This is a genomic window from Thioalkalivibrio sp. ALE19 (assembly GCF_000428605.1).
Taxonomy (GTDB): domain Bacteria; phylum Pseudomonadota; class Gammaproteobacteria; order Ectothiorhodospirales; family Ectothiorhodospiraceae; genus Thioalkalivibrio.
Map to the genome: position 1 here is coordinate 63,493 of NZ_AUAG01000008.1, position 14,246 is coordinate 77,738.

At 63.9% G+C, this 14,246-nt stretch carries 17 protein-coding genes; 14 read left to right on the forward strand and 3 right to left on the reverse strand.

From position 1 onward, the window contains the following. Positions 1-126 precede the first annotated feature (126 nt). Complete coding sequence (locus F787_RS0104300; RefSeq protein ID WP_028491410.1) at positions 127-780, forward strand: metalloregulator ArsR/SmtB family transcription factor; 654 nt, start codon at positions 127-129, stop codon at positions 778-780. A gap of 42 nt (positions 781-822) precedes the next feature. Here the strand turns inward: F787_RS0104300 and arsS are convergent, their stop codons facing one another. The 3 genes from arsS to F787_RS0104315 all read right to left on the reverse strand — a co-directional run bounded on the left by arsS (position 823) and on the right by F787_RS0104315 (position 3,682). Next, positions 823-1,788, reverse strand: a complete 966-nt coding sequence (gene arsS, locus F787_RS0104305) for an arsenosugar biosynthesis radical SAM (seleno)protein ArsS (protein WP_028491411.1) — start codon at positions 1,786-1,788, stop codon at positions 823-825. A gap of 96 nt (positions 1,789-1,884) precedes the next feature. Next, positions 1,885-3,315: a M48 family metalloprotease gene (locus F787_RS0104310; protein ID WP_028491412.1), complete on the reverse strand. Its 1,431-nt coding sequence runs from the start codon at positions 3,313-3,315 to the stop codon at positions 1,885-1,887. 55 nt (positions 3,316-3,370) lie between these two features. Then, on the reverse strand, positions 3,371-3,682 hold the full coding sequence (locus tag F787_RS0104315; RefSeq protein ID WP_018870327.1) for a hypothetical protein: 312 nt from the start codon (positions 3,680-3,682) through the stop codon (positions 3,371-3,373). Positions 3,683-3,927: 245 nt separating this feature from the next. Here F787_RS0104315 and F787_RS0104320 point away from each other — a divergent pair, with 245 nt between their 5' ends. The 13 genes from F787_RS0104320 to F787_RS0104380 all read left to right on the forward strand — a co-directional run bounded on the left by F787_RS0104320 (position 3,928) and on the right by F787_RS0104380 (position 14,244). After that, entirely contained in the window at positions 3,928-4,257 is a 330-nt protein-coding gene (locus F787_RS0104320) for a rhodanese-like domain-containing protein (protein ID WP_019569630.1), read from the forward strand. 104 nt (positions 4,258-4,361) lie between these two features. Next, positions 4,362-4,592, forward strand: coding sequence for a sulfurtransferase TusA family protein (locus F787_RS0104325; RefSeq protein ID WP_018870325.1), 231 nt, complete (start codon positions 4,362-4,364; stop codon positions 4,590-4,592). Positions 4,593-4,774: 182 nt separating this feature from the next. Next, a complete protein-coding gene (locus F787_RS0104330) occupies positions 4,775-5,449 on the forward strand; it encodes a 4Fe-4S dicluster domain-containing protein (protein WP_018870324.1) in 675 nt (224 codons plus the stop codon). A gap of 42 nt (positions 5,450-5,491) precedes the next feature. Further along, complete coding sequence (locus tag F787_RS0104335; protein ID WP_019569632.1) at positions 5,492-6,898, forward strand: heterodisulfide reductase-related iron-sulfur binding cluster; 1,407 nt, start codon at positions 5,492-5,494, stop codon at positions 6,896-6,898. Then, positions 6,898-7,947 (forward strand): CoB--CoM heterodisulfide reductase iron-sulfur subunit A family protein, encoded by a 1,050-nt coding sequence (locus F787_RS0104340; protein WP_038037597.1) that lies wholly within the window; start codon positions 6,898-6,900, stop codon positions 7,945-7,947. Before F787_RS0104335 ends, F787_RS0104340 begins: the two co-directional genes overlap by 1 nt. After that, a complete protein-coding gene (locus F787_RS0104345; RefSeq protein WP_028491413.1) occupies positions 7,886-8,758 on the forward strand; it encodes a hypothetical protein in 873 nt (290 codons plus the stop codon). Before F787_RS0104340 ends, F787_RS0104345 begins: the two co-directional genes overlap by 62 nt. A 53-nt stretch (positions 8,759-8,811) precedes the next feature. Beyond that, the gene (locus F787_RS0104350) at positions 8,812-9,528 is read left to right on the forward strand and encodes a 4Fe-4S dicluster domain-containing protein (RefSeq protein WP_018870320.1); all 717 of its coding nucleotides are present in this window, start codon (positions 8,812-8,814) and stop codon (positions 9,526-9,528) included. Beyond that, on the forward strand, positions 9,521-10,432 hold the full coding sequence (locus F787_RS0104355; protein WP_019589755.1) for a CoB--CoM heterodisulfide reductase iron-sulfur subunit B family protein: 912 nt from the start codon (positions 9,521-9,523) through the stop codon (positions 10,430-10,432). The genes F787_RS0104350 and F787_RS0104355 overlap by 8 nt, the downstream gene beginning before the upstream one ends. A 102-nt stretch (positions 10,433-10,534) precedes the next feature. Next, positions 10,535-10,981: a glycine cleavage system protein H gene (locus tag F787_RS0104360; protein WP_018935767.1), complete on the forward strand. Its 447-nt coding sequence runs from the start codon at positions 10,535-10,537 to the stop codon at positions 10,979-10,981. Positions 10,982-10,990: 9 nt separating this feature from the next. Continuing rightward, the gene (locus tag F787_RS0104365) at positions 10,991-11,398 is read left to right on the forward strand and encodes a DsrE family protein (RefSeq protein ID WP_018870317.1); all 408 of its coding nucleotides are present in this window, start codon (positions 10,991-10,993) and stop codon (positions 11,396-11,398) included. 32 nt (positions 11,399-11,430) lie between these two features. Continuing rightward, positions 11,431-11,868, forward strand: coding sequence for a glycine cleavage system protein H (locus F787_RS0104370; protein WP_077244523.1), 438 nt, complete (start codon positions 11,431-11,433; stop codon positions 11,866-11,868). 107 nt (positions 11,869-11,975) lie between these two features. Further along, positions 11,976-13,160 carry a radical SAM protein gene (locus tag F787_RS0104375; RefSeq protein WP_018870315.1) on the forward strand — a complete coding sequence of 395 codons (1,185 nt, stop codon included), beginning with the start codon at positions 11,976-11,978 and terminating at the stop codon, positions 13,158-13,160. Next, entirely contained in the window at positions 13,153-14,244 is a 1,092-nt protein-coding gene (locus tag F787_RS0104380; RefSeq protein WP_028491414.1) for a biotin/lipoate A/B protein ligase family protein, read from the forward strand. Before F787_RS0104375 ends, F787_RS0104380 begins: the two co-directional genes overlap by 8 nt. Positions 14,245-14,246 lie beyond the last annotated feature (2 nt).

Here is a 14,246-nt window from a genome sequence, read left to right on the forward strand (position 1 = left end):
TGAGGTCAACGGTTGGATCGTGTATAAGCTATTGGTAATGTCCATAGTGTATGAATGGCCGCAGCTGCACACTCGGCATGTATGCTGTGCGGCTGTGGCTCGCTAATGACTCGTAACCGGATTTCCATGGGATTCAAACAGGACCTGTTCAGCCAGTTCGCACGGATTGGCAAAGCATTCGCCAACGGTCGGCGGCTGGAGCTGATTGAACTGCTGGCGCAGGGAGAGCGCAGCGTCGAGGCGCTGGCCGAAGTCAGTGGACTGTCGGTGGCCAATACCTCGCAGCACCTGCAGATTTTGCGGCAGGCCGGGCTGGTCACGACCCGGCGCGAGCGTCAGCGCATCTTCTACCGGCTTTCGGACACCGAGGCGGTGGTGCACCTGTTCGATGCGATCCAGGCGCTGGCGATCGAACAGGTGGCCGAGGCCCGGCAACTGGTCCACGAGAATCTGCAGGGCAAGGATTCACTGGAAGGAATCCCGGCCGAGGATCTGGCCGAACGCATCCGGACGGGCGATGCCGTGCTGGTGGACGTGCGGCCGCCGGAAGAATTCGCCGCCGGGCACCTGGTGGGCGCGGTGAATGTCCCGCTGCCGGACCTTGATGCGTTCCTCGACGAGTTGCCGCCGGATCGCGAAGTGGTCACCTATTGTCGGGGGCCGTACTGCGTGCTGGCCTATGATGCGGTCGAACGGATGCGCGAGGCCGGGGTGCAGGCGCGGCGGCTGGAAGGCGGCTATCCGGAATGGGCCGCGGCGGGCCTGCCGGTCGAGCCCTGACAATCGACTCGATCACGAGCGGGTACATTGAACAGTGTTTCCCTAAAGTGCCCCGGTGCAGCTGGAGCCCTGGCCGGCGGTGCAGCCGTAACAGTGATCCGCGGTGGCGATCGCGGCATTTTCGAAGGCCGCCGTGTCCAGGTCGCGGACATGAATCGGGCGGCCGTTTCCGCCGGCGTGGAGCCCCAGCATCTGGTTGAAATCGCAGTCGTAGACGTGGCCCTGCCAGTCTACGCTGATCAGGTGGCGGCACATTACGCCTTCGAGATTGGCATCGTTGTGGGCGGCGCGTAGCTGCTCCATGTAGCGGTGCAGTCGACCCTCTCGGCGCAGTTGCTTCGCGAAGCGGTTGATCGGCATGTTGGCGATCGTCAGGAGCTGATTGAAACGGATCCCGAACTCGCGCTGCAGGGCTTCGCGGTAGGCCTGCTCCAGTTCCTCCTGGGGCGGAGGCAGGTCGGGACCCAGCGGGTTGTAAACCAGATCCAGCACGCGCCCGCTGTCCGGCGCCGCGTAGCCCAGTTCATTGAGACGGCGCAGTCCGTCGACGCTGCGCCGGAACACGCCGTCCCCTCGCTGCAGATCTACGTTGTCCGGCTGGTAACAGGGCAGCGAAGCGATTACGCGGACACCGTGTTCAGCCAGAAGTGTGGCCAGATCTTCCTGGCCGGGTTCGCTCAGTATGGTCAGGTTGCAGCGGTCAATGACCGACAGGCCCCGTTGCCGTGCCTGTTCCAGCAGCCAGCGAAACGCCGGGTTCAGCTCCGGGGCTCCTCCGGTCAGGTCGAGTTCGCGGGCACCCAGACGCTCCGCCGCATCCAGGACTTCGGCCAGGGTTTCCTGAGCCATGACCTCGCGGCGATTCGGCCCCGCGTTGACATGACAGTGGAAACAGGTCTGATTGCACACGTAGCCCAGATTCACCTGGACCGTGCGAATCCTCTCTGCACGGTGCAGCTTGGGGAACGGCGGGGCGTGCGACCAGTGGACGGGCGTGACGGCGGGCATGGGGCGATCGCGGGTCTATGAATGTCGTCGGATATTATTCAATAGAGGGCTTGAATCGCAATTTCCCCCGACGGGTTCGACACATTGGGGCGGTCGTTACCTGCGGTCTTCCCGGAATTCTCGTGCCGTGCGGCTGGCCGTCTCGCGCTTGTCCTCGATGCGCTGGCGGTCGCGCTCGCTGGCGTCCCCGGCCTCCAGGGCCACCTCGAACTGCCGTACGGCTTCTTCGTACTGGCCGCGATGGAAGAAATACTCGGCCATGGTTTCGTGGCGCAGGGCCTCGCGGCCGGCCTCGCTGGCGATGTCCGCCTGCAGGCGCAGCAGGGCCGGTTCCGGTGCTTCGGTTTCGCGGATCATGCGCGAGGTGATCCGCAGGGCCCGGTCGTAGTTTCCGAGGTCGCGCTGGACGCGGGCCATGCGCTCGCGCACCACCGGGTGGCCGGGGTAGACGGCGTCCAGGTCCTCGAGACTGGTGAGGGCCGCGGCGTGTTCCCCGGTTGCGCGTTCCACGGCGATCCGCGCCAGTTCCAGGGTGAGTGTGGGGGCGTCGGGCGCGTCGATCCGTTCCAGCAGCTGGCGGGCCTCGCGCGGGTTGCCGCGTTCCAGTTGTGCGATGGCGCCCCCGTACAGCTCGGCGGCGGAGGCATCCTCGCCGATCCGGTCCAGCGCGCGCCGCGGATCGCTCAGCGCCCGGGCGCGGGCCTGCATCCAGGCGAATTCGGGGCCCTGCTGGCGCACGCCTTCGGGTTTGTCCCGCGCGCGGTTGCGCGCATCGGTGATGCGATCGAGCGTGACCGGGTGGGTGCGCAGGTATTCGGGCACTGCGTCGCCGGCGCCGCGTGACAGCTCCTGCATGCGCTCGAAGAAATCGGCCATCGCATCAGCGTCGAAATCGCTGGCGGCCAGGATGCGCATGCCGACGCGGTCGGCTTCCGCCTCGTTGGCGCGCGTGAAGTTGATCTGGGACTGCATGCCGCTGGCGACGCCGCCGGTGATCACCGCCTGACCGAGCTGCGGGTCGATCCCCGCTGCCAGGACCCCGGCGAGGATCGCCAGGCCGGTGCGAAAATTGACCTCGCGCCCGCGCGCGAACATGCGTGCGAGGTGGCGCTGGGTCACGTGGGCGATCTCGTGCGCCATGACCGCGGCGAGCTCCGCCTCGTCCCGCGTTTCCAGCATCAGCCCGGTGTGGACACCGATGATGCCGCCCGGCATCGCAAAGGCGTTGACCTGATCGTTGTCGATCGGGATGAAGTGGAAGGTGATGCCCTCGCCATCGCTGTGGCTGGCGAGCTGCTGACCCAGCGATTCTACGTAAAAGCGGATTTCCGCGTCGTCCACGACCGGCAGGGAGCGTCGTACTTCGCGCAGCAGGGAGCGGCCGAGCTCGCTTTCTTCGGCGGGGGTCAGCACGCCGCCCGAGGCTTCGCCAAGGCGCGGGAGGGAGGTATCCGCAGAGGTGCTCGCCGGTGCCAGAAAGAGCACCAGAAGAAGCGGGATCAGGAACGTGAGGAGGGTCTTTTTCATGATACGGGGGCCGGCGGTGTGCCGGCCCCCGCAGCGTGGTGCTGCCGCTTGCGGGTTACTTGCCCAGGCCGGGGGCCGAGGAGTAGGCCCGCATGCTGTCGCGGTCCTTCCACAGTTTCGGATCCAGCACGGAATCGGGGACCATGAACTTCTTGCGGTCCAGAACCTTGTGGGTGCGTGCAATCTTCACCACGTCGTCGTACTTGAGCTTGAACAGCAGGCCCACGTCGCCGCCGGAGGTGTAACGAACGATCATGTGATCGTCCTCCATGCGATGGACGTAGATGTTCGCCGGGCGCAGCTTGCCCTGGGCGTCCTTCATCGTCACGGCGTAGTGGCCGTCTACCTGGAAATCACTCTTTTCCACCGGAAAATCCTCCGCAGGACTGTTTAGGCGGGCGTGACCTTATCATGTCTGACCGCGGGGGGCGATACCGGTTCCGGTGCAGTGCGGGCCACACCCTCCTCCCCGGGCTTCGCGGATGCCGTCATCCCATTTGCATTTGTCGCCGGTTTCGCTATGCTCCGCGCCCACCGTGTGCGTGGCCATTCTGCAAGGAAGCCTCGCACCTGCTACACCGCCCGGACGTTAACCGGAAACTGGAGCTGGCCGTGTACGGATTCTCGGAAATCACCCCGGATGAACTGGAACAGTGGCGCGCGGAAGGTCGAGCCTTCCGTCTGGTGGACGTGCGCCAGCCGGGCGAGACCGGACGCGGGGTGATCCCCGGCGCCGAACTCGTGCCGCTGGCGGCGGTGCCGCCGCGCAAGGACGAGTTCACCGAGGACGAAGTCCCCGTGGTGTTCTACTGCCAGAGCGGGGCGCGTTCGGCGCAGGCCTGCGCCTTCATGTCCCAGCAGGGCGTGGAGGGCGTGTACAACCTGCGGGGCGGCATCATGGGCTGGGCGCAGTCCGGCCGCTCGATTGTCACGCCCGATTAGTATCTGGTTGTATTCCGATTCCGTTTCCCCTATAAGGGGGAGTTCGGCGGATCCACGACCGGTAACGGTCAACCATTACGAAGACTCACAAAGGAGAGAAAGCCATGGCCAACTTCGATCAAGAGCTCGACGCCTCCGGCCTGAACTGCCCGCTGCCCATCCTGCGTGCCAAGAAGGCGCTGGCCTCCATGGACGCCGGTCAGGTGCTGCACATCATCGCCACCGATCCGGGCGCGGTGAAGGACTTCCAGGCGTTCGCCAAGCAGACCGGCAACGAACTGATGGAGCACAAGGAAGAGGGCGGCAAGTTCTACTTCCTGGTCAAGAAGGCCTGAGGTCTCCTGACGCATCGAAGCCCGGGTCCGGTCCCGCGAACGGTCCCGGGCTGCCGGTAGACGCGGTTACCGTGAGGTAACTGGATTGATGCCTGGACCCGATCTAGGCTGGCTGCAAGGTCCGTACAAAAGAGGCCTGCTCGCCCACAGCGAAGAGGTGACATATGGCGACATATGCTGAGATGCAGCAAATCTTCGACGACATCCGCGGAGATTTTCGCTACGACCATGATCTCAACGGCTGCCTGAACTGCGGGATCTGCACGGCGACGTGCCCTTCCGCCCAGTTCTACGACTATTCCCCGCGCGAGATCGTCCAGCTGCTCTGGACCGAGAACGTCGAGCAGATCTACGACGCGATGCAGGAAAAGATCTGGGCCTGCGCCCAGTGCATGACCTGCGCCGCCCGCTGCCCGTTCAAGAACTCCCCCGGCGGTCTCGTCGCGATCATGCGCGAGGTGGCCATCAAGCACGAGATGCAGTCGGCCAAGGACGTGCTTCGTCCGTTCGGGCGCGTGATGCTCAAGCTGATCACGACGGGCAACCAGCTTTCGCCCGACATGATCCAGCCCGATCACTTCCCGGACTGGGGGCCCAACATCCAGAAGGTGGAAGGCGATCTCCAGGTGCTGCGCAAGGCCATCCCGGTGAAGACCCTGCAGACCGTGGAAACCGCCTGGGAGGTCTCGCTCAAGACCTCGGTCGAGATGTACACCATCTGGGAAATGACCGGCGTTCTGAAGTCCCTCGAACTGATGGATGAAAACCTCTTCGACGTGATCGAGGACTTCATCGACGAGAAGCGCGAGGATTACGAAGACTGGCTCGAGGAGCAGGAAGAGGAAGACGACGAGTAATCGTCTCTGTCCCTCCGGTTCCGCGACATCAGGAGAAGCGTTATGAGTGAACAGACCCCAGGCAATCACAACCAGAACGGTGAAGGTGCCGGCGCCGGCGCCATGAAGCCGGGCTATCACAACACCGACGGCCAGGGCGTTGCCGGTCACGGTTCCTTCTTCCAGGCGACCGATCTGTCGCAGGAAGAAGCCGTCAAGGCCACCGACTGGGTGCGCAAGCACGTCGACCGCCGCACCATCGACCTCGGCGACCGCATGGATGACGTCCGCGAGCACATGTACGAGCTCGAGAAGGACGGTCAGATCATTATCCACCGCATCACCGACGGTCACGAGCCGGCGACCGTGCAGACCCTGTTCGGCTGGGACAAGCAGGTCCCGACCAAGCAGCTGTGGCACCACAAGTCCTGTGGCCAGTGCGGCAACATCCCGGGCTATCCGACCTCGCTGCTGTGGTTCATGAACCAGTTCGGCTTCGAACCCGGCAAGGACTACCTCGACGAGACCGACCAGACGTCCTGCACCGCGTGGAACTACCACGGTTCCGGCATCGGCAACGTCGAGTCGCTGGCCGCGGTATTCCTGCGTAACTTCCACCAGGCCTACGTCTCCGGCAAGCAGCACGGCCACGACCTGGGCCACTTCTATCCGCTGGTCCACTGCGGCACCTCCTTCGGCAACTACAAGGAGATCCGCAAGTTCCTGGTGGAGTCCGCGGAACTGCGCGAGAAGGTCACCAAGATCCTCGGCAAGCTGGGCCGTTTGGTCGACGGCAAGCTCGTGATCCCTGAAGAGATCATCCACTACTCCGAGTGGGTCCACGTGATGCGCAATCGCATCGCGTCCGAGCTGCAGACCATCGACGTGTCCAACATCCGCACCACCGCCCACGTGGCCTGCCATTACTACAAGATGGTGCACGAGGACGCGGTCTACGATCAGTCCGTGCTGGGCGGCAACCGTACCGCCATCATCACCTCCACCGCCCAGGCACTGGGTGCTCAGGTGATCGACTACTCCACCTGGTACGACTGCTGCGGCTTCGGCTTCCGGCACATCATCTCCGAGCGTGAGTTCACCCGCTCGTTCACGATGGACCGCAAGATCCGGGTGGCACGCGAAGAGGCCAATGCCGACGTGATGCTGGCCAACGACACCGGCTGCGTCACGACCATGGACAAGAACCAGTGGATCGGCAAGGCGCATAACCAGAACTTCCAGATCCCGATCATGGCGGAAGTCCAGTTCGCGGCCCTGGCCTGCGGCGCGGATCCGTTCAAGATCGTCCAGCTGCAGTGGCACGCGTCGCCCTGCGAAGATCTGGTCGAGAAGATGGGCATGTCCTGGTCCGAAGCCAAGAAGACCTTCCAGGAGTACCTCAAGGAGGTCGAGGCCGGGAACATCGAATACCTCTACAATCCTGAACTCGCATACGGGGGCAAGGTGTGATGCAAGATACTGTACTGGTTGTTGGCGGAGGTCCGGCGGGCCTGTCCGCCGCCGCGAACGTGACCTCGGCCGGCTACAAGGCCGTCATGGTCGAAAAGGAAGACGTCCTGGGCGGTGCCCCGATCCTGTCGGGCTATGCCAAGCTGGTCCCCTCCGGCGAGTGGGCTTCCGAGGCGATTGGCCGCATGGTCAAGCGCGTCGAGGACGACTCCAGCGTGGCCGTGCACAAGAGTGCCAAGGTCGAGAAGCTGGACGGCGAGGCGGGCAACTTCAGCGCCACGCTGACCAATGGCGAAACCGTGCAGGCCGGCTCGGTCGTGCTGGCCACCGGCTTTACCCACTTCGACTCCATCAACAAGCCGGAGTGGGGCTTCGGCACCTACGAGGACGTGCTGACCACCACCCAGGTGGAACAGATGGTCGCCTCGGGCAACATCGCCTGCCCCTCCGACGGCCGCGTGCCGGAGCGGGTCTGCATCCTGCTGTGCGTGGGCTCGCGTGACCGCCAGATCGGTCGCGAGTGGTGCTCCAAGATCTGCTGCACCGTGTCCGCGAACATGGCCATGGAGATCAAGGAACTGTCCCCCGAGACCGACGTGTTCATCTACTACATGGACATCCGTACCTTCGGTCTGTACGAGGACAAGTACTACTGGAAGTCCCAGGAAGAGTTCAAGACCAAGTTCGTCAAGGCGCGTATCGCCGAAGTGACGTCCTCCGGTGACGGCCGCCTGCTGGTCAAGGGCGAGGATACGCTGGTCAAGCGCCCGATCGTGATCCCGTTCGACATGGTCGTGCATGCGATCGGCATGGACCCCAACGCCGACAACCCGGAGATCTCCCAGGTGTTCGGCGTTGGCCTCGAGAAGCACGGCTTCCTCGAGAAGGCCGAGCAGTACACCAACACCTGCGGTACCACGCGCAAGGGCATCTATGCCTGCGGCGCGGCGTACGGCCCCGAGACGATCGATGACTCGATCGCGCAGGGTGCGGCCGCGGGTGGCCGGGCCGTGGCGGACCTGCATGCGCTGGTTCAGAAAGCCGGCTGAGGTGGTCAAGGAGGAGGCGGTGCCGGATCTGACGCCGGTGCCGCCTCGTGTCACCTTTGACAGGGACATCCTTGCAACGAAGCTGAACACGCTGCAGGAGAACATCGCCGACGCCGGCGGGGTTCAGGGATTGCAGACCTTCATTGAGGCGCTGCAGTCCAAACACGAGGTGTTCGCCGAGGTCGTCGCCAAAGGTGACGAGATCGACGATGCCGACGTGCGGACCCTGGGCGGCCTGGTGTTCTCGGTGCGGCGCAAGCTGGGGCCGCTGCTGGCGGAGCGTCAGGGCGCGGTGGTCGAAGGCGTACGCAGCCTGGTACGGCCGGATCTCCATCCGGATGAACGGGTGCAGGCCTTCGCCGATCTCGCCGGCGACGATCGCAAGCTGCGGCGCGGACTGTGGGACTTCGGTTCGGAGATCCTGCACTTCGCGGATCCGGAGGCACTGCCGCTGGCCAATCGCTGGGTGTGGGACTCCGGTACCACGGCCGGCGCGATGCGGGAATTCATCCGCGGGAACGACACCCTGCGGGAGATCCCGATCGACGACGGCTATGCAGCGCTGCTGGGCATGCGGCAATGGTTCTACGAGGCCCTGCACGACATGGGGTTCTATCGGGATCTCCATTTCGTTACGGATCTGCTCTGGGTGCAGGCGTATTCCGACTACGCCAGGTCGCTGTCGATGAGCCTGGGGCTGATCGATGCCCAGTTCGGCGCCCGCGAGGATCCGCTGGAGCTTGTGGTGAAACTGCTCGGGATCGATTCTCCCGAGGGGCGCCTGAAGGGCGAGCAGGCTTCGTTGCACTGAATAATAACTGAATCGAGTTTGAGCCTGGTTGGACAGGTTTTCGGAGAGACGTCATGGCAATACACGAGAAGGCACTGATCGAGGACGAGCGGCTCCAGCAGCACGACGAGCTGGTGGTCGACGGCGTGGACGTGTCCGGGCACTGGAACACCATGATTGCCCCGCGCACGGTCCGCGACTACGACGACGATTTCGAGAAGAAGATCCAGAGCTACACCGGCGGCGAGTACGTGCACCGCTGCTGGCAGTGCGGGTCCTGCACCAACTCCTGCACCATGTATGCGCAGAACGTGCAGTTCAATCCGCGCTACTGGATCTACCTGACCCGCCTGGGCATGAAGGAAGAGCTGGTCAAGGACAAGGACATCATCTGGCAGTGCGTGTCGTGCAACAAGTGCACCAACATCTGCCCCAAGGACGTGAAGCCCGAGGGCGTGATGAAGGCGCTGGCGCACTGGATGGAGGAAGAGGGCATTACCGAAAAGGCCCCCTCCACGATGTTCGACGAAGAGTTTGCCGACCAGATCTACAAGACCGGTCGGATTGAAGACGGCAAGGTCATGCAGAACTTCTTCAAGAAGTCCGGCCAGCCGCTCGTCCAGGAATGGCTGAAGGTGTTCATCTTCCGCATGATGAAACACCTGCCGGTGAAGCACCTGATGGCGATGGGCTTCAATACCGTACATACGCCGCGCACCAAGTCCTGGGGCAAGACCGGGGACGTGCTGAAGAACTACGTGCGCGAACAGAAGGAGGCCGCTCATGGCTAAGGTTGCTTACTATCCCGGGTGTGCCCTCGAGGGCTCCGGCGGTCCCTACGACCGTTCGACCCGCGTGCTGGTCAAGGCGCTGGGCCTCGAGATGGAGAACCTGCGCGACTGGAACTGCTGCGGGGCGATGGAGGTGAAGAACGTCCATCCGATGCTGCAGACTTATCTGTCGGCCCGGAACATGGCCATCGCCTCCGAGCAGATGGGCATGGACACGGTGATGGCGCCGTGCAATGGTTGCTATCACAACCTGAAGAAGGCCGAGTACGAGACCGCCACGTCCGATGAGACGATGAACACGGTCCAGGACCTTGCCCGGAAGTCGGACGATCCGGTGTATTCCGGGGACGTGCGCACCCTGCATCTGCTGGAATGGCTGATGGAGGAGCTGGGTCCCGAGGGCATCAAGCAGCAGATGACCAAGAGCCTGAACGGCCTGAAGATCGCGAACTATTACGGCTGCATGTACACGCGGCCGCGGCAGATCTTCCCGGAAAAGGACAATGGTCCCGGGTCGGATTCCAGCTATCAGCCGCATTTCATGGATGACCTGCTGGGGGCCGCCGGCGGCGTCAACGTGGACTTCCCGCTGAAGACCTCCTGCTGCGGCGGGGCCCATACGCTGTCCGACTCGGATACCTCGACCCAGCTGGTGCTGAACCTGTTGCAGTCGGCCGAGGATTCCGGCGCCGAGGTGATCGCGACCGAATGCCCGACCTGCCACTCCGGTCTGGAGATGCACCAGGTCCGTGCCGAAACCGAGTTCGGCATCAAGACCGACGTGAAGGTGCTTTACTTCACGCAGCTGCTGGGGCTGGCCATGGGCCTGTCGCCGCGCAAGCTGGGCATTCACGAGAACGTGAGTGACTCGATCGGCCTGCTGAAGGAGAAGGGGGTCCTCTGATCCCCTTCTTTCGGCATCCAGGCTTGATACGACAAAACGGGCGCGCTGCGCCCGTTTTTTTGTGGAGCACGGGCGCGCGTGCGTCCGGGAACGAGGCGAATCATGGATTGCAACGGCTGCGAGTTCCATCCTGAACTGTTCTACGACGACGAATACCAGATCTGGCTGCGGCGGGAGGACGACGACACGCTGACCGTCGGCATGACCGATCTGTCCCAGACCATTGCGGGCAAGATCATCCACGTGCGCGTGCGGCGGCCGGGGACCCGGCGGCCGCCGGGCAAGCCGGTGGCGACGATCGAGAGCGGCAAGTGGGCCGGCCCGATCCCGAATTTCATCGACTGCAAGATCGTCGAGGGGAACGAGGAGGTGCTGGAGAACCCGGTCCTGCTGAATTCGGATCCCTACAATGCGTGGATTGCGCGGGTCGAGGCGACCAACGGGGCGGATGCGGCGCTGGCGGAGTTCGTCACGGGGGACAAGGCGCACGAAGGCTATTGCCGGCGGGCCCGTGAAGACGATATCGAGTGCCAGCGCAAGCTGCGCTGAGGGGTGACCATGGCCGATCTCGACGACGACTACTATCTCGACAACGACGAACAGACCGTCGTGTTCGTGATGACTTCGGGCCCGTCGACGCCCGCGCGCTGCGCCACGCCGTTCTATCTGGGCGCGGTGATGGCGTCGATGGACGTGGACGTGTACATCTTTTTCACCATGGAAGGGGTGAAGCTGATGGAGCAGGGCGTGGCGGAGAATCTGAGGGCCATGGAAGGGGGCAAGCCGATCAGCGAGTTCATCCGGGACGCAAAGCGTGCCGGGGTTCGTTTGCACGTTTGCCAGCCCGCTTTGCCGGGGTATAGAATCGACGCGTCTTCCGATCTCGTGGACGAGGTCGATGAAGTCAATCGGGCCAGCGAGCTCGCTGACCTGATCCTGCGTAGTGACAAAACGATAACTTTCTAGTCTTTCCCGCTTTACTCATCCAGGAGGTAATTATGGGCGCTGTTCGGGGTTGTGATATTCCGGAAGATCTGATGTACAACGTTGAAAACAACGTCTGGGTGCGCAAGGAGAGCGATGGTACCGCCACCGTCGGCCTGACCTCCTATGCCTGCTCGCTGGCCGGCACGATCGTGTCGTACACCCCCAAGAAAGTGGGAAAGTCGGTCAAGAAGGACAAGTCCTGCACCACGGTTGAATCCGGCAAGTGGGTTGGCCCGGCCAAGACCCCGGTCACCGGCGAAGTCACCGAGACCAACGACAAGGTCGCCGCGAACCCGGGCCTGATCAACGAAGATCCCTACGGCGAAGGCTGGCTGATCAAGCTGAAGCCGGAAGACTGGGACGGCGAAAGCGCCGAGCTGAAGACCGGCTCCGATGCCCTGGCGGCGTTCGAAGCCAAGATGGAAGCGGACGGCTTCGGCGGCTGCTGAAGGTCATTCGCGAAGGGGCCGTCGTTCCCGAGGGATCGGCGGCCTCTTTTTTGTCACTAATACCGCAGTAAAACGTTCAACAAATTGCGCGCACCCGGAGAGAGCCGATGACGAGCTGGAACGATGTGATCCGGCGGGTTGAACCCCTGGAAGACGTCCCCGTGGATCCGTTGCTGGTGGAGGATCTTCAGGCCCGGGGAGGCGGCGCGATTGCGGGCAGTGACTCGGTCCATTTTTACACCCCGACCTTCAAGTCGTACCAGACCAGTGAACTGGCCGACTGCGGGAAAAGCGCCTGGCCCGCGATGTCGATCACCGGCGGGGACTGCAAGCTGGCCTGCGACCACTGCAAGGCCAAGATCCTGGAACCGATGATTCCGGTGCGCAGCCCCGAAGACCTGTGGCGGGAGGTCAATCAGGTGATCGAATCCGGCGCCCAGGGGATGTTGCTGACTGGCGGCTCGAACCACCGCAACGAGGTGGAGTACGGGCCCTATTACTCGACCATCCGCCGGATCAAGGACGAGTTCCCGGATTTCCGTATCGCGATGCACACCGCCCTGGTGGACGACGACATCGCGCTGTCCATGGAGCAGGCCGGGATCGACGCGGCGATGATGGACGTGATCGGTGCGCAGGACACCATCACGCAGGTCTATCACCTGCGCCGCAGCGTCGACGACTTCGAGCGGACCCTGGAGAGCCTGGTCAAGACCAACATGAAGGTTGTGCCCCACATCGTGGTCGGGCTCCACTACGGCAAGCTGCTCGGCGAGTGGAACGCGCTCGAGATGCTGGCCCGGCATCTGCCCGATGCGGTGGTCCTGGTGGTGGTCATGCCGTTCTATGCCCCGGCCAGTCGGCCGTTCGAAACCCCGGACGTGCACGCGGTGGGCCGTTTCTTCCATGACGCCCGCGAACGCCTGGGCGACACCCCGCTGCTGCTCGGGTGCGCCCGGCCGCCGGGCGAGGCCAAGAGCCAGATCGACAGCTATGCCGTGATGGCCGGGCTGTCGGGGATCGCGCATCCGGCCGAGGGCGTGGTCGAGCTGGCTGCGCGGCTGGGCAAGAACGTACGCGTCACGCCCGCCTGCTGTTCCATCGCGGTGGGCGACGAGGTGATGGCCGAGGCCGCGGACAACGCCAGCGGGGTTGAACTGGATCTGGACACCATCGTTGCCGAAGAGGCCCGCCGGCGCGAACAGGAGCGCAAGGCGCGCGAGGGCCTGGGTGGCATTCGCATCGTGACCGAAGGCGGGGCCGTGGCCTCGGGGGGTGGCTGTCATGCCTGAACGTGATCAGAAGACGCTGCGCATCCTGGATACCGGCCTGCGCCCGGCCGCGGAGAACATGGCGTTCAACCGCGCCCTGCTGGAGTGCCACCAGGAGGGCCATTCGCCGCATACCCTGCGTTTCCTCCAGTTCGAGCCCTGCGCGCTGGTGGGCTTCCACCAGAACGTGGATCAGGAGATCCACGCCGATTACTGCCGGGAGAATGGCATCGCGATCCAGCGCCGGATCACCGGTGGTGGCGCGATCTACTTCGACAGCACCCAGCTGGGCTGGGAGCTTTACCTCGACAAGCAGTTCCTCGGCACCGCCGACATGGGCCGGATCGCCGAACGGATCTGCACTGCAGCGGCCGAGGGCATGCAGAAGCTGGGCGTGGATGCCCGCTTCCGCCCGCGCAACGACATCGAGGTGGACGGGCGCAAGATCTCCGGTACCGGCGGCGCCTTCGACGGCGAGTCCATCCTCTATCAGGGCACGCTGCTGATCGAGTTCGACGTCGAGGACATGCTGCGCATCCTGCGCATCCCGGCGGAGAAGCTCTCCGACAAGGCGATCGAGTCGGCGCGTGATCGCGTGGCCAATATGGCGACCCTGCTGGGCGAGACCCCGGATCTGGACCACGTGAAACGCACCATCGCCGAGGCGATCGCGCGCGAGTTTGCGGTGGAGGCGGCACCGGCCGACCTGCTGGCGGAAGAAGACGCCGCGTTCCGCGAGGCGCTGGCCGAAATCGACAATGACGAATGGGTCTACCAGCGCAACCGTCCCGCGACCGATGCCCCGCTGCACGAGTCGGTGTATCGCTGCGACGGGGGCCTGATGCGCGTGGGCGCGGCGGTGGACCCCGAGCGCAGTCATCTCAAGCAGGTCTGGATCACCGGCGATGTCTTCGTCAAGCCGACCCGCACCATCGCGGATCTGGAGGCCAGCCTGAAGGATACTCCCGTCACCGAGATGGAGGACCGCGTGCGCGCCTTCTTCGCCGAACGCGAGGTGGAGATGCTGCAGTTGACGCCGGAAGACTTCATCGCCGCCCTGCGCGAGGCCCTGGCGCAGGCCGAAACCGACGAGGCCGCCGAATAATG